This window comes from [Ruminococcus] torques ATCC 27756 (assembly GCF_000153925.1).
GTDB lineage: Bacteria > Bacillota > Clostridia > Lachnospirales > Lachnospiraceae > Mediterraneibacter > Mediterraneibacter torques.
On sequence record NZ_DS264345.1, the window covers coordinates 615,772 to 634,645 of the forward strand.

At 41.2% G+C, this 18,874-nt stretch carries 20 protein-coding genes; 1 reads left to right on the plus strand and 19 read right to left on the minus strand.

The annotated features are described in order from the left end of the window. Window positions 1-613, plus strand: a 613-nt coding sequence (locus RUMTOR_RS04165; RefSeq protein ID WP_004845871.1) for a hypothetical protein, incomplete at its 5' end; no start/stop codon positions are given. Window positions 614-1,033: 420 nt separating this feature from the next. Here RUMTOR_RS04165 and nifJ read toward each other — a convergent pair. The 19 genes from nifJ to RUMTOR_RS04250 form a co-directional block, all read right to left on the minus strand. Continuing rightward, window positions 1,034-4,579: a pyruvate:ferredoxin (flavodoxin) oxidoreductase gene (gene nifJ / locus RUMTOR_RS04170; protein ID WP_004845873.1), complete on the minus strand. Its 3,546-nt coding sequence runs from the start codon at window positions 4,577-4,579 to the stop codon at window positions 1,034-1,036. Window positions 4,580-4,892: 313 nt separating this feature from the next. Continuing rightward, window positions 4,893-5,750 carry a prolipoprotein diacylglyceryl transferase gene (lgt, locus tag RUMTOR_RS04175; protein ID WP_004845874.1) on the minus strand — a complete coding sequence of 286 codons (858 nt, stop codon included), beginning with the start codon at window positions 5,748-5,750 and terminating at the stop codon, window positions 4,893-4,895. A 179-nt stretch (window positions 5,751-5,929) separates the two neighbouring features. Then, the gene (ychF, locus tag RUMTOR_RS04180; protein ID WP_004845875.1) at window positions 5,930-7,027 is read right to left on the minus strand and encodes a redox-regulated ATPase YchF; all 1,098 of its coding nucleotides are present in this window, start codon (window positions 7,025-7,027) and stop codon (window positions 5,930-5,932) included. Window positions 7,028-7,110: 83 nt separating this feature from the next. Next, complete coding sequence (locus RUMTOR_RS04185) at window positions 7,111-8,241, minus strand: tyrosine-type recombinase/integrase (RefSeq protein ID WP_004845876.1); 1,131 nt, start codon at window positions 8,239-8,241, stop codon at window positions 7,111-7,113. A 104-nt stretch (window positions 8,242-8,345) separates the two neighbouring features. Further along, window positions 8,346-8,546 (minus strand): excisionase, encoded by a 201-nt coding sequence (locus tag RUMTOR_RS04190; protein WP_004845877.1) that lies wholly within the window; start codon window positions 8,544-8,546, stop codon window positions 8,346-8,348. Window positions 8,547-8,587: 41 nt separating this feature from the next. Continuing rightward, window positions 8,588-9,403, minus strand: coding sequence for an ATP-binding protein (locus RUMTOR_RS04195; protein ID WP_004845878.1), 816 nt, complete (start codon window positions 9,401-9,403; stop codon window positions 8,588-8,590). Continuing rightward, complete coding sequence (locus tag RUMTOR_RS04200) at window positions 9,403-9,930, minus strand: replication initiator protein A (protein ID WP_004845879.1); 528 nt, start codon at window positions 9,928-9,930, stop codon at window positions 9,403-9,405. Before RUMTOR_RS04200 ends, RUMTOR_RS04195 begins: the two co-directional genes overlap by 1 nt. Window positions 9,931-10,481: 551 nt before the next feature. After that, window positions 10,482-11,006: a type ISP restriction/modification enzyme gene (locus RUMTOR_RS13220; protein ID WP_004845881.1), complete on the minus strand. Its 525-nt coding sequence runs from the start codon at window positions 11,004-11,006 to the stop codon at window positions 10,482-10,484. Window positions 11,007-11,146: 140 nt separating this feature from the next. Continuing rightward, on the minus strand, window positions 11,147-11,467 hold the full coding sequence (locus tag RUMTOR_RS04210; protein WP_004845882.1) for a TfoX/Sxy family protein: 321 nt from the start codon (window positions 11,465-11,467) through the stop codon (window positions 11,147-11,149). A 56-nt stretch (window positions 11,468-11,523) separates the two neighbouring features. Further along, window positions 11,524-11,691: a hypothetical protein gene (locus RUMTOR_RS13110; RefSeq protein WP_004845883.1), complete on the minus strand. Its 168-nt coding sequence runs from the start codon at window positions 11,689-11,691 to the stop codon at window positions 11,524-11,526. 96 nt (window positions 11,692-11,787) lie between these two features. Next, entirely contained in the window at window positions 11,788-12,183 is a 396-nt protein-coding gene (locus RUMTOR_RS04215) for a DUF6483 family protein (RefSeq protein WP_044997975.1), read from the minus strand. A gap of 71 nt (window positions 12,184-12,254) precedes the next feature. Continuing rightward, window positions 12,255-12,971, minus strand: a complete 717-nt coding sequence (locus RUMTOR_RS04220) for an AAA family ATPase (protein ID WP_004845886.1) — start codon at window positions 12,969-12,971, stop codon at window positions 12,255-12,257. Between the two features lie 61 nt (window positions 12,972-13,032). Continuing rightward, on the minus strand, window positions 13,033-13,275 hold the full coding sequence (locus RUMTOR_RS04225; protein WP_004845887.1) for a hypothetical protein: 243 nt from the start codon (window positions 13,273-13,275) through the stop codon (window positions 13,033-13,035). A 94-nt stretch (window positions 13,276-13,369) separates the two neighbouring features. Then, the gene (locus RUMTOR_RS13115) at window positions 13,370-13,513 is read right to left on the minus strand and encodes a hypothetical protein (RefSeq protein WP_004845888.1); all 144 of its coding nucleotides are present in this window, start codon (window positions 13,511-13,513) and stop codon (window positions 13,370-13,372) included. A 315-nt stretch (window positions 13,514-13,828) separates the two neighbouring features. Further along, a complete protein-coding gene (locus RUMTOR_RS04230; protein WP_004845889.1) occupies window positions 13,829-14,482 on the minus strand; it encodes a thiamine diphosphokinase in 654 nt (217 codons plus the stop codon). After that, window positions 14,475-15,137: a ribulose-phosphate 3-epimerase gene (gene rpe / locus RUMTOR_RS04235; RefSeq protein ID WP_004845890.1), complete on the minus strand. Its 663-nt coding sequence runs from the start codon at window positions 15,135-15,137 to the stop codon at window positions 14,475-14,477. The genes RUMTOR_RS04230 and rpe overlap by 8 nt, the downstream gene beginning before the upstream one ends. Before the next feature lie 2 nt (window positions 15,138-15,139). Next, window positions 15,140-16,039, minus strand: a complete 900-nt coding sequence (gene rsgA / locus RUMTOR_RS04240; protein WP_004845891.1) for a ribosome small subunit-dependent GTPase A — start codon at window positions 16,037-16,039, stop codon at window positions 15,140-15,142. Between the two features lie 27 nt (window positions 16,040-16,066). Next, the gene (pknB, locus tag RUMTOR_RS04245) at window positions 16,067-18,124 is read right to left on the minus strand and encodes a Stk1 family PASTA domain-containing Ser/Thr kinase (RefSeq protein ID WP_004845892.1); all 2,058 of its coding nucleotides are present in this window, start codon (window positions 18,122-18,124) and stop codon (window positions 16,067-16,069) included. Further along, window positions 18,121-18,864: a Stp1/IreP family PP2C-type Ser/Thr phosphatase gene (locus RUMTOR_RS04250; protein ID WP_009243380.1), complete on the minus strand. Its 744-nt coding sequence runs from the start codon at window positions 18,862-18,864 to the stop codon at window positions 18,121-18,123. The genes pknB and RUMTOR_RS04250 overlap by 4 nt, the downstream gene beginning before the upstream one ends. Window positions 18,865-18,874: the final 10 nt, after the last annotated feature.

An 18,874-nucleotide genomic window follows, 5' to 3' on the forward strand; every position in this document is an offset into this window, starting at 1 on the left:
GGGCATTGACCTTATTTTCGCAAAGACTCCTCAGGCAAAGGGGCGGATTGAACGTTTATGGGTCACACTGCAGAGCAGGCTCCCTGTTGAGTTCGCAAAACGTGGGATTACTACTGTGTCAGAAGCAAACCGTTTTCTGGAAACAGAGTACAGGGAACTTTTCAATCAGAGGTTTGCCGTTGAGCCGGAAGCAGAGTCTATTTTTGTCTCTGCCGCAAAAGATTTGAATCTGGATTCCATCCTTTGTGTAAAGCACACGAGAAAAACAGATGCAGCCGGGACATTTTCGTTTAAAAATCGGTGTTTTCAAATCCTAGATGAGGGATTTCCGATTATCAATGCCCGCCGTGAGATCACTGTATTAATTAACCCACGTTTTGGAATTCGTGTAGAGTACGGCGGACGAATCTATAATACCATCCGTTATCTGAAACCTCAGAACAAAAATGCCAATACAGAAGTTCCCCAAAAAGTGTCAAAAACAGTAGAACCACACCTTCAGCTGCGTCACAGCAGTGATGAATGGAAAGCAATCTGGTGGATGGAGGATTATAATCTGTCACTTAAATTTTTATATGAGCTATTTTTCGAGAAGCAGCAGTCAGCTTCATAAAAGGGCATTAGCCCTTTTATGAAAGTGACATTTTTTCAAATAAATTTCTATATTAAAAAGTGACATTTTCATAAGTTATTGACAGACATTTCATCCATTGTTTTCTCAAACCTTGTTTTCTCAAATATTCATTCATTGTGTCACAAAATATATTATGTTACAATCATCTTAAAATTATAATTTTTTCAGATGTAACAGAGGTGTTTCGATGGATTATGCGATTATATTGATGATTTTTAATTTTATCAAGAGTATTTCCGAGTTCTTAGCAAGTATTCTGATAATTATTTGTGCGGTTAAGTATCTGAAAAAACATTGACTGATGAAAATCAACAGGACAGCGGCTTTTTCTGCCGCTGTCCTGTCATTTAAAAACGATCTTTTAACTGCCTTTCAATCGTCTTTTATCTTGTGTATATTTTACTCTTCTGCTTTGTACACATCTACAAGTTTTTTCAGATAAGCATATCTTTCCATAGCTTCCTGCTCATTGATTGCGAACAGTTTTTCTGCTTTTTCCGGATTTGCTCTCTTAAGTGCATTGTAACGTACTTCTCCGTCGAGGAATGCCTGATAATCTTCTTTCTTCGGCTCTTTACTGTCGAGGAAGAATTTATCTCCTTCTGCTCCCGGATTGAAGCGGAAGTTATTCCAGTATCCACATTCTACCGCAAGCTGCTCCTCTGTCTGAGCTTTGCTCATACCTTTCTTGATTCCGTGGTTGATACACGGTGCATAAGCGATAATAAGTGACGGTCCCGGATAAGCCTCTGCCTCTGTAATCGCTTTCACTGTCTGGTTGAAGTCAGCTCCCATAGCAATCTGCGCTACATATACATAGCCGTAGCTCATTGCCATTCCCGCAAGGTCTTTCTTCTTCGTCTCTTTACCGCCTGCTGCGAACTGTGCTGTAGCTCCTGTCTTTGTTGCTTTTGATGACTGTCCGCCTGTATTGGAGTAAACCTCTGTATCAAATACCATGATGTTGATATCTTTACCGCTTGCAAGAACATGGTCAACACCGCCGTATCCGATATCGTAAGCCCATCCGTCTCCTCCGAATACCCACTGGGATTTCTTAGCGAGGAAATCTTTATTTTTCAGAAGTTCCGCTTTCTCTGCGCGGTCGCATCCGCAAGCTTCAAGAGCCGCCACAAGTTTATCTGTAGCTGTTCCGTTTGTCGCTCCGCATGTATATGTGTCAAGGTATTCCTGTGCAGCAGCCTTAACATCTTCATTTTCCGCATCTGCGGCAAGTTTCTCTACAAGACCTTTCAGTCTGTTTCTGATCGTATTCTGTGCAAGAAGCATACCATATCCGAACTCAGCGTTGTCTTCAAACAATGAGTTGCTCCATGCCGGTCCTTTTCCTTCCGGTGTTACCGTATATGGTGTGGACGGAGAAGAGTTGCCCCAGATAGAAGAACATCCTGTAGCATTCGCAATATACATTCTTTCTCCGAAAAGCTGTGTGATCAGTTTTGCGTACGGTGTCTCTCCACATCCCGCACAAGCTCCCGAGAACTCAAGAAGCGGCTGTTTGAACTGGCTTCCTTTTACTGTCGTCTCTTTGTATTTAGCGACAACTTCCGGTTTCACCGGAATCTCTCTTCCGTAATCGAAGAATGTCTGTTTGCCTGCATTCTCTTCCATGTTGCCCATAACAAGAGCTTTCTCACCCTTCTTGCCCGGGCAGACATTTGCACAAGATCCACATCCTGTACAGTCATAAGCGGATACTGTGATAGCGAACTTCATATCCGGCATACCGATCATCGGAATAGACTGCATTCCTTCCGGAGCATTAGCAGCTTCTTCTTCTGTCAGAGCTACCGGACGGATAACAGCATGAGGACATACATATGCACAGCGGTTACACTGGATACAGTTGTCCGGCTGCCAGATCGGAATGTCTACCGCGATACCACGTTTCTCGTATGCGGAAGATCCTGACGGAGTTGATCCGTCTGCATAATCTGTAAATGCAGATACCGGGAGGGAATTTCCTTCCTGAGCATTTACTTTTGTCTGAATATTTTTAACGAAATCGATTACATCTTTTCTTCCGTTCTCGTCAATGTGCGGTACTGCAAGGCCTTCGTCTGCCGCATCTTTCCAGCTTTCCGGAACTTCGATCTCTACGACCTGTTTTGCTCCTGCATCGATCGCATCATAGTTCATCTGAACGATCTTATCGCCTTTTCTGCCGTATGTAGCTTTCGCTGCGGCTTTCATCAGGCTGATCGCTTCCTCTTCCGGAATGATCTCCGCAAGTTTAAAGAACGCAGACTGGAGCACTGTATTGATACGTCCGCCAAGTCCGATCTCTTTACCGATCTTAATTCCGTCGATCGTATAGAACTTAATGTTATGGTTTGCGATATAAGCTTTTACCTGTCCCGGAAGATGTTTCTCAAGACCTTCCATATCCCACGGACAGTTCAAAAGGAATGTTCCGCCGTCAACAAGCTCCTGTACCATGTTATACTTGTCCACATAAGACGGGTTATGACATGCTACAAAGTTTGCCTGATGGATCAGGTATGTCGATTTGATCGGTGATTTTCCGAAACGCAGGTGAGACATTGTAACACCGCCTGATTTCTTAGAATCATAGTCAAAATATGCCTGAGCATACATATCTGTATTATCACCGATGATCTTGATAGAGTTTTTGTTTGCTCCGACTGTACCGTCAGCTCCGAGACCCCAGAACTTACAGTTGATCGTTCCTTCCGGTGTTGTAACGAGCGGCTCGTCTGCTTTCAGGGAAAGATTTGTCACATCGTCAACGATACCGAGAGTGAATTTTGCTTTTTCATCGTTATGATATACTGCAACGATCTGCGCCGGTGTCGTATCTTTAGAACCGAGTCCGTAGCGTCCTGTGTAAATCGGAACTGCGTCGAACTTAGATCCTTTCAACGCCGCAACAACATCCAGGTAAAGCGGCTCACCGAGAGCTCCCGGCTCTTTTGTTCTGTCAAGAACGGAAATCTTCTTAACAGAATCCGGAATCGCATCGATCAACGCCTCTGCGCTGAACGGTCTGTAAAGACGAACTTTTACAACGCCGACTTTTTCTCCTGCCGCTGTCAGGTAATCGATCGTTTCTTCAATCGTATCACATACGGAACCCATTGCAACGATCACATGTTCCGCATCTTCTGCTCCGTAGTAATTGAACAGTTTGTAGTTCGTTCCGAGCTTTTCGTTTACTTTGTCCATATAGTTCTGAACGATTCCCGGAAGGGCGTCATAATACGGGTTGCACGCTTCTCTTGCCTGGAAGAAGATGTCAGGATTCTGAGCGGAACCTCTAAGGCACGGATGATTCGGATTCAATGCATGAGCACGGAACTCATCGATCGCATCCATGTTCACCATATCTTTCAGATCTTCATAATCCCATGTCTCAATCTTCTGAATCTCATGAGATGTACGGAATCCGTCAAAGAAGTTAATAAACGGAAGTTTTCCTTCAAGCGCTGCGCAATGAGCAACCGGTGTCAGGTCCATAACTTCCTGTACGCTTGATTCACAAAGCATAGCCGCTCCTGTCTGACGACATGCATAAACGTCGGAATGATCTCCGAAGATAGACAAAGCATGACTTGCAAGCGCACGGGCAGATACGTTAAATACGCCCGGAAGCTGCTCGCCTGCCACTTTATATAAATTCGGAATCATCAAAAGTAATCCCTGAGATGCCGTAAATGTCGTTGTCAGAGCTCCTGCTGCCAAAGATCCGTGAACAGCTCCTGCCGCTCCTGCCTCTGACTGCATCTCTGTAACTTCTACAGTCGTTCCGAAGATGTTCTCTCTGCCTTCTGTCGCCCATTCGTCAACGTGCTCCGGCATAACGGATGACGGTGTGATCGGGTAGATTGCCGCGACTTCTGTATACGCATACGATACGTGAGCGGCTGCCTGATTGCCATCCATAGTCTTCATTTTTCTTGCCATTTTTTTGCTCCTCCTTAAGTTTTACATTGAATAAAATAAATTTCTCACATGTGTCCTCATTATATCTCCAAACTTGTCAAAAGTCTATAGAGGGCAGTTTGTTTTTTGTTTATTTTTAGCAACAGTTCAGCCATACAGATGTACGGGAAGCACAAAACATGCCTGCATGTTTTTGCAAGCGGACATCTGTATGTGCTAAGCGCCCGGTTATGAGTAAAACAGTGGCATCAGCCACAATAAGCACGCAGTGCGGTTTTACGAATGGCGCGAGCTGAACTGTTTCTATTTTTAAGCACATGTGACATGAACTGCCTTAACTGTTCTTATGTTTTTTTCGCAGATAAAGCATTGCTGCCCCCGTGCCGACTACGATCGCACCTGCAAGAAGCTGGGAGACGGCAATCCCGACCCCGGGAAGAAGAAGCTGGTCTGTTCGTAATCCTTCGATCCAGAATCTTCCCAGTCCGTATCCGAACAGATACATCAAAAACAGCTCGCCCTCATACTTTTTATGCTTACGATAAGCAAATAGGATAATGAGCAGTACCATACACCAAAGCGATTCATACAAAAAAGTCGGATGCACCTGAATATAACTGACTCCGTCTATCCTCTCTATATGCCGGCGCATCTGCTCCGTCACATCGGAAGAGCGCACTGCATCTAATGGCAGGCGCATCGCAAACAGACTGTCCGTATATCCCCCAAACGCTTCCCTGTTAAAAAAGTTTCCCCATCTTCCAAGCATCTGCCCGTTTAATAACGCCATAGCGATCGTATCGAAAATCTGAGGAGCAGATAAATGCTTTACTTTCGCAAGCACCAGAACGCTGATCACAGCTGCGATCACCCCTCCGTAAATCGCAAGTCCGCCTTCTCTCAGATTAAAAATATCGAGCAAATTATCTTTATACATATCCCACGAAAAGATTACATAATAAAGTCTTGCCCCGACAATTCCCGCAATGACGCCGATAATCCCCATATCAAGATAATTTTCCGGATTCTGACCTGTCCGTTTCGCTTCACGGGCAGCAATCCAAAAACCAAGCAAAATTGCCGTTCCGATAATGATTCCGTAATACGCTATCTCTATTCCGAATAAATCGATGCTCTTTCCGACATTTTTAAGATAAATTCCCAAATTAGGAAAACTGATCTCTGTATGCATAGATCATTCCGCTCCTTTTCATTTTTTATTTGACAGAACAAACATATGCCCTGTATCCCCTCTAAAAATTTTCTATTTACACAAAGGCAGGTCTTTCATGTAAGTAAAAAACGGATACAGACCGGCAAAGAAGTGTATCTGCACGGTTCCATGCCGTCCGTATCCATCGCTGCATATTCTTATACGTTGAATCTAAACAGCATAATATCGCCGTCCTGCACAACATATTCTTTTCCTTCCAGCCTTACAAGACCTTTTTCTTTCGCTGCCGCATGTGTTCCACATGCCATAAGGTCATCATAGCTGACAACTTCCGCACGGATAAATCCGCGTTCAAAATCCGTATGGATCTTTCCTGCCGCCTGCGGCGCTTTCGTTCCTCTCTTGATCGTCCATGCACGGACTTCCGGTTCTCCCGCCGTCAGGTAACTGATCAGACCGAGAAGATGATAACTTGCGCGGATCAATTTTTCAAGACCCGACTCTTTCAATCCCAGTTCCTCAAGGAACATCGCCTTTTCGTCATCATCAAGCTGGGAAATCTCTTCTTCTATCTCCGCACATACAACGAACACTTCACAGTCCTCGCTTGCCGCATACTCACGAACCGCCTTTACTCCTTCATTGTTCGCACCATCGTCCGCAAGGTCGTCTTCAGATACATTTGCCGCAAAAATAACAGGTTTTGCAGTCAGAAGATTATAACTTGCAAGCCACTCCTGCTCGTCCTCGTCATCTGTCACAAAGCTTTTCGCCATTTTATTGTCTTCCAGATGCGCTTTCACACGATTTAAAAGATCCAGCTCTTTTGCAGCCGCCTTGTCATTGCGGGAAAGCTTAACCGTTTTCGCAATACGCCGCTCCAGAATCTCCAGGTCCGAAAAGATCAGCTCAAGATTGATCGTCTCAATGTCTCTGATCGGATCGATGCTTCCGTCCACATGAACGATATTTGTATTTTCAAAACAGCGGACAACATGAACGATCGCGTCCACTTCCCTTATATTTGCAAGAAACTGGTTGCCGAGACCTTCGCCTTTTGACGCGCCCTTTACCAACCCCGCAATATCAACGAACTCGATCGCCGCAGGAATAATTTTTTTCGTATGATACATCTCTCCGAGTACATCGAGACGCTTGTCCGGAACTGTTACGACTCCTACGTTCGGATCGATCGTACAGAACGGATAATTGGCGGATTCCGCCCCTGCTTTTGTCAATGAATTAAACAATGTACTTTTCCCTACGTTCGGCAAACCGACGATTCCTAATTTCATCTTTCTATATTCCTCCTATAAATCCTTTAATTTCAAGGGGTTTCGGCACACTTATTTTTGTAAGTGGGCCATTTAGTGGGCCATTACATTGCCATAAGTGCTTCTGCTACCAAGTCCATTTCTTTTTTCTTTTCTTCCTCGGTAGTATGAACATATAAGTTCATCGTAATTCCAATATTCGAATGGCCCAGTAACATCTGAAGTGTTTTCGGTTTCATTCCTGCTTCAATACATCTGGTAGCAAAAGTATGTCTCAAGATATGCATCGAAAATCTTGGAATTTTTGCTTTATCACAGATTTTAAACAGCGCTGTATCATATGTACTGTTCTTAACTGGTGTCCCTTTTCGACACAGAAACACAAACTCTTCCCATTCTGTTGAAATTTCTGAAATCCTCTTATTCTTTTCTTTTTGTTTTTTTAGTATAGCAACCGCTTCTTCTGTTAAGGGTATCGTCCGGTAACCTGATTTACTCTTTGGTTCTCCGATACGCCACTCCTTTGCACTGTAACGATATTCCATACTTCTGCGAATCTGAATTGTTTTGGATTTAAAATCGACATCTTCCCATTTCAATCCTACCAATTCGCCTGTTCGCAATCCGGTTTGTAGTATAAAACGATACTGATTTTCATAGCTTTGATTTTCTGCATATTGTAAAAATGTTTTTTGTATGTCTCTTGTTAAAGCAACTTTCTTCTCAGATGGCTTTCCCATATCACTTTTCACAGATTTTTTACAGGGATTGCTACACAAGACTTCATTTTCTTTTGCATACTCAAACATGTTGTATAATGCAATTCTTGCCTGATAAATTGTAGATGTGCGATACTCCTGATCTGCCATATCATAAAATATTTTCTGACAGTGAAGTGGTTTCACGTCTGATAGTGGCATCTCCCCAATTACCGGTTTAATATTTTTAATATATCTCTCCGTATAATTGCGAACAGTATTGGAACGGACTGTTTTCTTTTTTATCCCAATCCAATAATCAAACCATTGATCGACCAGTATATCTGATGGCATTGAAATATCACTGTGTTCATCCACATAAGTCGCATCAGCAATCCATGCTCTGCACTCTTGCAGCTTTTTGAATCGTTTATGTTTTCTCTTTCCAAACCGATCTACAAATCTGGCTGAGTATAATCCTGTACTTTCCTGGGATATTCCCTTGCCAAGTTCTTTGCCTTTTAAATCTTTTCCCATATTTCAGCTCCTCTCATAAGAAGCCCTAATACAGTACCTTGTATTATACCATAGCATCTTATTTTTGTGAATATTCATTTTCATCTCCTGTCATTCATTTATATTTATATTTCCACACTTTCCGAAATGAATTTTTCAAATTCTTTTCTCTTTACAAGTTTTTTCGTGCCTACGTAAAGCACAAACGGACATCTCGGTTCTTTCAAAAGACTATTTATTCTGTTTTGTCCGATATTACTGTATTCTGCTGCCTCTTCAATTGTAAGAGCCACTTTTTCACATATCGCAACATGTTGTTTGCTCATAAAATCCTTTCCTTATTGTTTAACGTGCGTAGCATTCACTTCTATCCGCAATACGCACGATCATTCTTTGTATTCAACAACGTTTTCGCTTTCTCCATTTTCATACTTGCAATCGCTTCTCGTTTACTTGTGCCTCCAACATACATTGGTGTACACATTTCTAAAATACGGTCATAGATACGTCTTTTTTCTAACATGGTCTCGCTTTTTATTTCTTTCAGCGGAAGATTGGTCGTGATGATCAAAGGTCGCCCCGAACGGATTCTGCGGTCTATGACGCTAAAAATAATTCCTAACGCATATTCTGAATTTCGTTCCACTCCAAGATCATCAATAATCAAAAGCTGATACGAAGCCAATGCATTGATATATTCCGTTTTGTCTGCCAGCGGAAATATATCATCAATAATGGTATTGAAATTTGTCATCTTTACCGTTACTTCTCGTTTAAGAAGATCATTGGCAATACACCCGGCAACATAACTTTTCCCGGTACCAACCGGTCCCCAGAATAAACAGCCTATATGATTTCTTTTCATTTTCTCCCAGTTATCAACATAATTTTTTGCCTTATGCATTACAGCATCTGACGTATCTGCATTTTCAAATGTCCACTCTTCCATTCTGCTCTCGTCAAAACAGATGCTCGTATTTCTGCTGACTAATTCCCGGTGCTCTTTGTCCTTAAAATATTTTTGTTCTTCTTCATATGCTTTTCTGTCACAGGCACATTGCCTGGAATGTTTCTTCATCCCCATAAAGCCACCCTTGGGGAAAAATGCTTCTTTCGCTTCCCCGCAGACTTTGCAGTATTGCAAACCATCACTGCCTACACATACGGTATCTTCTTCTCTCATCACAAACTCTCTCCTTCCCCATAGCAATAATTTACTTCATGATATTTATTTCTTTTATATTTCTCAGTTACTTTACTAGGTGCCACATTTCCGACTTCTGCGCAGCCATTTTTATGGCTAGATGATGGTTGCTTTTCTGACTCTGTTATAGCCATCTTTTCAACCGCCTTATTGTCAACCGGCTGTAAATCTATCTCATCAGATGGAATTTTTACATATAAATGATTTGGTTTTGAAAATCCACCGGATCTGCGAACCAATAGTCCCACATCATCCAATTCCTTCAATGCTGTTTTTACAGAAGATTTGCATTTGTCGATTTGAACAGACAATTCCTCTATCGGAAATATCAGATAAACATTTCCATACTTATCTATCCAGCTATTCTTTCTCGATATCCGTGCCCGGTCATACAAAATCATATAAAGAAATTTTGCAGTTTGAGAAATTCGCAGTTTGAGCAAAAACTTCGGAAACTGGAAGTACTGAAGCATCGGCTCTGACTCCTTCATGTATTCATATTTCATTCTTTTCTCGCCTCATTTCTGTTTCTAATTGTTGTAAAAATCATTTTTATGCCGGCTCAAAAATGTCCTTACATATATTCAAAAGATGAAGGGCATAAATACAGGTTCTTGATAAAAATCTTTTTATTTTTCCTGTCCAAAATACCCTTACATAAAACGAAACGCTGAGAGGCATTTTTACAGCCTCCTAAGGAAAACTTTTTTATTTTTTCGATTAATTGAATATTTAAAAACAAAAAGCACTCACCTATTCACAGGTGAATGCCGTATCAAAATTTCCTTATTTTGTTGTCTGTGACGCTTATCCAGAAACGCTTGCGTGTCTGCTAAAATGTAATTGCTTGCAATTATATTTTCACATGGGTATGGGGACGTAATCCCCATCAAGATCTGCTACTCGTAAGTAATACAAAATTGTCAAAATGACAATACTGTAATACACGGGTGGATCTTGCTCTGGTTGTAACATAATGATAAAATATCTGTTTTTCTATGAATGAATTTGTAAAAAAGGAGCTGAAGTATACATCACTCAGCTCCTTATAATGCTTTTATATCTCCTTGTATTCCGGAAGTCTGTCTATTAAATCTTGTGTCTTAAGGCTTACCCCTATAACCGATATTAGTAAATCAAATATATATTTACTACTTTGATAAATATTGGGGTCATCTACTATACCTGAAACCTTTTCTACTGTTACCGCATACTTCTCAACAATCCATTCTATTGCTGACTTACCATTTATCACGTACTCATATGCTCTTTCAGGAATATTGCTTATGGTTATATATTCATTGTATATTATGGTATGAAGAGCTCTTACAGATGCTTCTACTGTCTTATCCCCCATACGGACAATCGCATTTTGAGTACCTTCCGGGGCATACCAGTTCAGGTTTACCGAATCGTCTCTTTCACCTGGTTGTAAAGTAAGGTATTCGATTGAAACTGCATTGTTTTCCTGTGCTGCCACCTCCTCTGCTCCCGCTGCAAAGACATCACTTACTGTACTTTGAGCGCATACGATCGAAACAGCTGCTAAAAGCGCCATTGTTTTTCTCCGTTTTACTCTCATATCGTTTCCTCCGTTAACCCATTGAATTCAAGTAACGATAGGATTGTAATGGTCTTTTGTTAAGGTATTTTGTTGCATATGTAAAATAGGAGTTAAATTTTTCCTTTTACAAAATGACAATGGCATAAACTGTAAGTTGTTTATTTCTTCTTTTTCGGTTTTGGAGTTGGCAGTTCATCATACATTGCATGAAACAAGCCTGTCAAAAATTCCTTATTATCGACTTCATCTACCAACAACATCTCTTTTGCTCCCTCATAGGGTAATTCACATGAAACTATCGGCATATAACTAATTGCTGATTTTACTGGTTTAACAAGTAATCTATCATCATAGATACCGCCTACAATCTTGCCACGATAATAAATAATAAATTCTCCCATCATAGCTCGATAAGTAATTTCTTCTAACTCAGATAGCTGCCCTAAAATAAACTCTAAGTATTCCTTGCTTGATGCCATATTTCCACCTCAAATTCTGATTTGTTTAACTCTTTTCATATTAACAAACTGAAAGTTTATTTTTTAGATTTATCTTTGAAAAAGCCGATTAAAATTAAAGCAATACCGAGAATTGCTACCGGAATATAAATAATATTAGGTATCTGATAAACAAATCTATCAATTCCAGACATAACAATATAAATAATACTTCCCACACTGATTAAAATGCTTTTATCTTTCATAGTTGGTCTCCTTTGTAACTTACAGTTTCCCGGTTCATCAAACTGACTTTTATTTGTGTCTTACTTTTAAATCCGACTTTAATTACTATTTCTACATTATTCATGACCTTTAACCAAATAAAGTAAATCAGCATATCCTGACTGCTTGAGTAATTGTTCAAACCCAGAAAACACTTCTTCTTTTGTATAATTATTGCTCTCTAAAAACTCACTGTCTTTTTCGCTAAGGTGCTGATAAAAAAGAGCGGCAGCTATTACCTCATCTCTGTTGGAATAATCAATGCCATCTAAAAGTATATTCTCAGCTTCATTGATTTGTCCTACATCAATCATATCCAGAAAATCTTTCAAATTTTTTCCAGATACTTCATACTTGTTTTCTTTTTCTAATTCAACAGAAACATACTTTTTCCCAAATGCTAAAGAAAATAATACTCTTACCATTTCTTTTATCATTCGCATAATGTAATCTTTTTCATCTGTAAAATTCAATGTTTTCATCCCCCCGATTTGCTTAACTCTTTTCACCTCAACAAACTGAGCGTTATCGCTTTCTTTATTATCTAATCTGTTAGCAATCTATTCAGCAACATCTGCCTATTGTTTATAAACATCTCTGTTATCTGATAACTTTCTGTCTCTTCATATTCGCATAAATGTATGCTTCCATTATCAAAACAATAAATATCTGCATCCGGTATACCTAACAGAATGGGCGAATGTGTAACTATAAAAAACTGTGCCCCTTCCTTCGCAAATCGGTATATTTGCATTAACAATGTAAGCTGTCTCTGAGGTGATAATGCAGCTTCTGGTTCGTCAAAAAGATACAGGCCGTTTGGATGTAAATTATCCTGAGCTAATGCAAGGAAGCTCTCTCCATGTGACTTTTCATGATACTTTGCAGAGGGATGCTTCAGATCTGCATAATTTTCTTCCTGCGTGGCAACATTATAAAAACTTTCGGCTCTAAGAAAATATCCCCACTTTTCCTTCCGGTAGCCTTTTGAAATTTTTATTGCATCACATAATTCTGAATGCGTATCATGAGTAGAAAAAACATAATTCTTTGTTCCACCCTCAGGATTAAAACCATGTGCTATAGCAATCGCCTCCAACAAAGTTGATTTACCACTGCCATTTTCTCCGACAAAAAAGGTAATTGATTTATTGAAATCAAGTTTTTCAACTCCATTAAAAGCTTCTATTTCTTTTAAATAACTATCATTATCAATTCTATTCCAATCAAATATTACTCCTTGTATGAATTGATCATTCATCAAATCACCGCTTAACTCCAAACCTATTGATATAGCTCTTTTCGTCTCAACAAATTTGAATTCACATAAATCTACTTATCAAATTATATGCAGTGACTACATAGACAAAAATTGCTACACCTGCAAATATCATAGCGTCTTTCTTTGCACCTTTATCATAACATTCTTTTGCACTCGTCAAAAAGGTTAATCCCATAAAAACAAACATAAGAGGCAATGTTATATCAGTAGACACTATGTTTATAAGTCCAAGAGAACCGAAAACAATCGTTAAAACACTAAAGATTGCTTTCAAAACACGCATACATATTCCTCCTTTAGCAAATTCAAATTTTACTTAACCTTTTTTTATCTTAACAACCTAAGATTGATCGATATACTTGTTCATCTTTTTCATCTCAATCTCTATGTCCTATTAGCTTACAAATCATTCTTTTAATTCTTACAACAATTCCTCCAACTCCTCCCAGCCTTGATAATAAAATGCCGAGAGCAAAAAATATCACTATAACAGGAACCATGTCCAAATAATTTTCTCCCATAGTCGATCTCCTTTACAGATTCTAATGTGTTTTTTCAGTATACTATAATTATAATCATTCTATCAGACAAAAGCTTTTATTTCTACGGAATTTTCTGCAAAGCATATATCTACGTATTGTTAAACTGTATCATAGAATATAACTAAAAGGTAACCTGCCTCAGCAAGTTACCTTTTTTCAACGCCTTACAAAAAATTTTCTCTTTTCTCATAAAATCCTGATATGCTTTCTCATTTACTATACCGGGACTTTGAGAAAAACATCCGGGAATTAGTGGGGCACAAAGTGAACCATCTTTCAAAAACTTATCGAAATCTAATCTCTCGTCTCCATCAAGATCACCTTACCGTACACGAACGATATTTCCACTTCATCTTCAACAAATTCATTACTTACGCACAGGCTGTCGCTCGGCTTAAGGAAATGATTTGTCAGCGGATATTTTGCCCCTGTAATGTTGAACGCATCTACAGGCTGTTCTAATGGAAACAATGAAAAGTACGGTCCGAATGCCTCTTCTTTTTTCAATGTAACAGTTTTATCGAGAAGCCGTATCTTATTGTGAGCGTCCATAATGCAAGCGTCCGCTCCTGCTTCCAGCGCAATTTGTAAACATTGCACATTTGCCCACAGGTGATCGATCCGGTTGCCGGTTGCCCCCAGGATGACGATCTTTTTGCGATTCAGACCAAGGCAAAGGCGCAAAGCGATCTCTGTGTCTGATGCATCTTTTACCGGATTAAATTCTCTCACGGGCACATCAAGTTCTTCTCTGTAATATTCAACGAGCTTCCTCGGAACGCTGTCAAAATCTCCCACGATATAATCGGGTTTTATCTCGTTGTCATACAAAAACACAAGACCTCTGTCTACCCCGATAACAAATTCAGTTTCTTCGCTTTTTAAAATCGAGAGAGCAAAATCTTTTTCCACCATCCCGCCGCTCACGATCACAGTCTGCTTACTCATGACGTTTCAATATCTCCATAAATCTCTTTGTATTTTCTGTAATATTGCCTTTGAAAACTCCCGAACCGGAAACAATAATATTCGCTCCCGCATCCAATACCGCTTCCACATTTTCACAATAAATTCCGCCGTCAACTTCGATATCCGTCTTAAGACCTCTCTCGTCAAGCAGGGTGCGAAGTTCTTTTATCTTGTCAAGCGATTCCGGAATGAACGCCTGTCCGCCGAATCCCGGCTCAACGCTCATGATGAGAAACATATCCGCAAGCTCCAGATACGGGATCAATTCTTTCACAGGAGTTGCCGGTTTGATCGTGATGCCTGCTTTCACTCCGCTTGCCTTTATTTCATCCACTGTCGCCTTTACATCTTCACACGCCTCTAAGTGAACAGTAATGATATCCGCTCCGCATTTTGCGAACTCTTTCACATACCTGATCGGCTCAGTCACCATAAGATGTACGTCAAGCGCCTGTTTTACCGCGCCTTTTAACGCGGACAATACCGGCATGCCAAACGAAATGCTCGGTACGAAAATTCCGTCCATCACATCAAAATGTATATATTTTGCGCCTGCTTTTTCTGTCTGTTCGATCTGTTCTCCCAGAATTTTAAAATCAGCCGAAAGAATCGACGGGGCAAGAATATTTTCCATCTTCAATATCTCCTTTTTTCCTGTAATTCACGGTACATCGCAACATAATCGTTGTACCGGATCTCATGTATCTTTCCTTCTTCTGCCGCCTGCTTCACCGCACAGTCCGGCTCATGCACATGATCGCACCCCGAAAAACGGCACAATCCTTCATACGGACCGAATTCCGGGAAATAATATTTTAATTGTTCTTTTTCAAAATCATTGACATAAAGGGAACTAAATCCCGGAGTATCTACAATATATGAGCCGCAGTCTTCCACCTTTTCATCTTCTTCCAAAACTAAAAGTTCGGAATGTCTCGTCGTATGCTTTCCTCTGTCGATCTTCCTGCTGATACTCCCTGTTTCCATCATTACTTCCGACTGCAGAAGATTGATAAGCGACGACTTCCCTACACCCGACGGGCCTGCAAGAACAGTCGTTTTCCCGTGCAGAATCTTTTTCACTTCTTCGATCTTCCATCCTTCTTTCGCACTCGTAAAAAAGACCGGATACCCGCATGATCTGTATATTTCTTCCATCTTGGAAATATCGCTTTCTTTTGCAATGTCAGATTTGTTAAAACATAAGATTACCGGGATCTTCTTTTGCTCCATCATCACAAGAAAACGATCAAGAAGATTAAAATGAGGTTTAGGCTTCGTCACCGCAAATACAACGAGCGCCTGATCGATATTCGCCACCGCCGGACGGATCAGTTCGTTCTTTCTCGTAAGGATTTCCCTGATATTTCCCTTTTTTTCCTCTTCATCTAAAACTTCTATCTCTACATTATCTCCTACAAGAGGCTTCACACCGTCTTTTCGGAAGATCCCTTTTGCTTTACATTCATAAACACCGGATTCTACTACATGAACGTAGTAGAATCCGGCAATCCCTTTTACAATTTTACCTTGCATATTTTATAAATTCCCTGTCGGTACCGCCTATTCATTGTCTCCGCCGTTTTCCGGATCGGTCTGTCCTGACGATGATCCTTTGCTGACAAAATAATATACTTGTGTCCCTTTTTCCACTTTTGTACCTGCCGACGGAGTCACACTGTAAATCGTTCCGACCGGAGTATCACTGTAGTCTTCACCGCCGTATACCGGAACAAACCCTGCCTCAGTCAGCACTTTAACCGCCGTGTTTTTCTCCATTCCGATCACATCACTCGGAATAGTAGACCATTCTGTTTTTGATCCAAGCGTTACCGTATACTTTATTGTTGTGCCTTTCTTTACTTTAGTTCCCGCTTCTGTTTCCTGTGTGACAACCGTTCCTGCCGTTCCGCCGGCATATTCTTCCTTAGGACTTCCTTTCAGTCCAAGTTCTTCTAAGGCGGCGGCAGCCTGATCCGCCGTCATATTCAGAAGCGACGGCACTTCTACTTTATCTTTTTCGGGATCTTTTCCTTTACTGATAATAAGCTGAACGCTTGTGCCCTCGTCTACCTGCTCTCCCGAACCCGGAGTAGAGCTGACTACATTTCCCATCTCGATCGTATCATCATAAACTGCCTCGCCTTTTGTCACTTTCAGACCAGCATCCTGAAGCATTCTCTCTGCTTCCGCCTCCGATCTGTTCACAACATTCGGCACAGTTACTTTTTTCGCAGCTTCTCCGCTGCTGATCACAACCGTAACCGTAGAATTTTTCTTTACTTTCTTCCCTTTTCCCGGATTCTGGCTCTTAATCTCGCCTTTTTCGTATTCATTGGAAGCTTCTTCTTTATCCGCTTTTTTAATACCGAGATCTTTTTTCTTAAGTTCTGCCTGTGCGTCTTCAAATGTCATTCCGCGCACATCCGGTACTGTTACCATCTTTTCTGTCTTTGAAGAAAGACCGGCTCCTTTGAAAAATCCCGCCGCATTTCCGACAAGAAACAGAATCAGCAGCGCGATCACGACTCCCGACACGATCATCAGTATTTTCATGATCCGCTTCGTATCGGGATTTACATCATTCTTCTTCCGCCTGTCTTTTTGACTGCGCCTTCTGTTATCATAATCATTATCGTCGTCGTAGTCATAATCGTCGTCATCATCGTACTCATCATCGTCATCGTACTCATCATCATAACGACTGCCCTGAATCCGTTCCAGTTCTTCTGTCGACATAACCATCGTGCGGTCTGTCTCCGCTCCTGTTCCCGCTCCCAAAACAACAAAATCGCCGTCCGGCTCTACAAGCGATCTTTTCAGATCCATAAGAAGAGACGCACAGTCCGGATAACGGCGTCCCGGATTTTTCTGTGTACACTTCATGATAATGCACTCAAGACTGTACGGGATATTCGGAACTTCTTCTGCCGGAGACGTAATCTCTTCCTGAAGATGCTTCAACGCGACCGACACCGTGGAATCTCCGTCGAACGGTACGTGCCCGGTGATCATCTCGTACATCGTAATACCGATGGAATAAAGATCGCTCTTCTGATCTACGACTCCGCCCCTCGCCTGCTCCGGAGATGTGTAATGAACCGATCCCATAACGCTTGTGCTGATCGTCTGTGTAGACGTGGTCGCACGGGCAATGCCGAAATCCGTCACTTTTACTTTTCCGTCTTTTGAAATGATAATATTCTGAGGCTTAATATCTCTGTGGATAATATGATGATTGTGCGCCGCCTGAAGCCCTGTCACCATCTGAATGGAAATACTGATCGTCTCTTTTGCCGAAAGTCTTCCCTTTTTCTTTATATAATCTTTCAGAGTGATCCCTTCGACAAGCTCCATTACCATATAGTACAGATCTCTGTCCTGACCGACGTCATACACATTGACAACGTTCGGATGCATCAGTCCTGCCGCAGCCTGCGCCTCACTCAAAAATTTCTTTATAAATACCTGATCCGAACGATAATCGCTTTTTAATACTTTGATCGCGACATAGCGGTTTAATTTACGATCCTTTCCCTTGTAAACATCCGCCATACCACCCGATCCGATCCGTCCGAGTATCTCATATCTTTTTCCTAAGCAAACTCCCTCTTTAATCATAATACACTCACCTCATCTGCAAACGGTTCTATAAGGACAACCCCTATATTATCTGTACCGCCGTTTTCTTTTGCCGCTTCTATAAGAGCCTGACCGGACTCTACGATATCTCTTCCTCCCTGAACAATATGAAAAAGTTCCTCATCTTCTACCATATTGCTCAAACCGTCCGTACACATCAATATGATGTCTCCCCTTTTCAGACGGTGCTCGTAAAAGTCTACCTCTACATCCGCTTTCGCGCCGATCGCTCTCGTAATAATATTTTTATCCGGATGATGTTTTGCTTCTTCCGGTTTTATCCCGCCAAGCCTTACCATCTCTTCTACCAGGGAATGATCTTTCGTAAGCTGCTGAATGCCCTGATTGATCAAATACAAACGGCTGTCTCCTACATTCGCGAAATACATCATCTGATTTGAGATCGTCGCCGCAACAACCGTCGTTCCCATTCCTTTGAGATGTTCGTCTCTTGAAGCTTCTTTTATGATCTCCCTGTTTGCCGTTTTTATAGCGCCTACAAGACATCTTTCAATATCTTCGCCTTCGCTTAGCGCCAATTCCCTGTTGAGCACTTCAACCGTATACTTAGAAGCATAATCTCCCGCCTGGTGACCTCCCATACCGTCTGCCACCACAAAGAGGTTCTGAAGAATTCCGAGAGGTCTGTCAGTCACATAAACATAATCCTGATTTACTTGTCTTACCATTCCTACATCTGTTATCGAAAATGTTCTCATATGCTTCTCC

Coding starts and splice junctions, on each gene's coding strand:
- ychF (WP_004845875.1), bottom strand. CDS start 7,027: ATGAAATTAGGAATCGTCGGTTTGCCGAACGTAGGGAAAAGTACATTG.
- RUMTOR_RS04190 (WP_004845877.1), bottom strand. CDS start 8,546: ATGAGCAAACAACATGTTGCGATATGTGAAAAAGTGGCTCTTACAATT.
- nifJ (WP_004845873.1), bottom strand. CDS start 4,579: ATGGCAAGAAAAATGAAGACTATGGATGGCAATCAGGCAGCCGCTCAC.
- RUMTOR_RS13115 (WP_004845888.1), bottom strand. CDS start 13,513: ATGGGAGAAAATTATTTGGACATGGTTCCTGTTATAGTGATATTTTTT.
- rsgA (WP_004845891.1), bottom strand. CDS start 16,039: ATGCAAGGTAAAATTGTAAAAGGGATTGCCGGATTCTACTACGTTCAT.
- RUMTOR_RS13220 (WP_004845881.1), bottom strand. CDS start 11,006: ATGAGAGTAAAACGGAGAAAAACAATGGCGCTTTTAGCAGCTGTTTCG.
- RUMTOR_RS04210 (WP_004845882.1), bottom strand. CDS start 11,467: ATGGCATCAAGCAAGGAATACTTAGAGTTTATTTTAGGGCAGCTATCT.
- RUMTOR_RS04200 (WP_004845879.1), bottom strand. CDS start 9,930: ATGAAATATGAATACATGAAGGAGTCAGAGCCGATGCTTCAGTACTTC.
- RUMTOR_RS04195 (WP_004845878.1), bottom strand. CDS start 9,403: ATGAGAGAAGAAGATACCGTATGTGTAGGCAGTGATGGTTTGCAATAC.
- RUMTOR_RS13110 (WP_004845883.1), bottom strand. CDS start 11,691: ATGAAAGATAAAAGCATTTTAATCAGTGTGGGAAGTATTATTTATATT.
- RUMTOR_RS04185 (WP_004845876.1), bottom strand. CDS start 8,241: ATGGGAAAAGATTTAAAAGGCAAAGAACTTGGCAAGGGAATATCCCAG.
- RUMTOR_RS04250 (WP_009243380.1), bottom strand. CDS start 18,864: ATGAGAACATTTTCGATAACAGATGTAGGAATGGTAAGACAAGTAAAT.
- lgt (WP_004845874.1), bottom strand. CDS start 5,750: ATGCATACAGAGATCAGTTTTCCTAATTTGGGAATTTATCTTAAAAAT.
- RUMTOR_RS04225 (WP_004845887.1), bottom strand. CDS start 13,275: ATGCGTGTTTTGAAAGCAATCTTTAGTGTTTTAACGATTGTTTTCGGT.
- RUMTOR_RS04220 (WP_004845886.1), bottom strand. CDS start 12,971: ATGAATGATCAATTCATACAAGGAGTAATATTTGATTGGAATAGAATT.
- rpe (WP_004845890.1), bottom strand. CDS start 15,137: ATGGAAAATATTCTTGCCCCGTCGATTCTTTCGGCTGATTTTAAAATT.
- pknB (WP_004845892.1), bottom strand. CDS start 18,124: ATGATTAAAGAGGGAGTTTGCTTAGGAAAAAGATATGAGATACTCGGA.
- RUMTOR_RS04230 (WP_004845889.1), bottom strand. CDS start 14,482: ATGAGTAAGCAGACTGTGATCGTGAGCGGCGGGATGGTGGAAAAAGAT.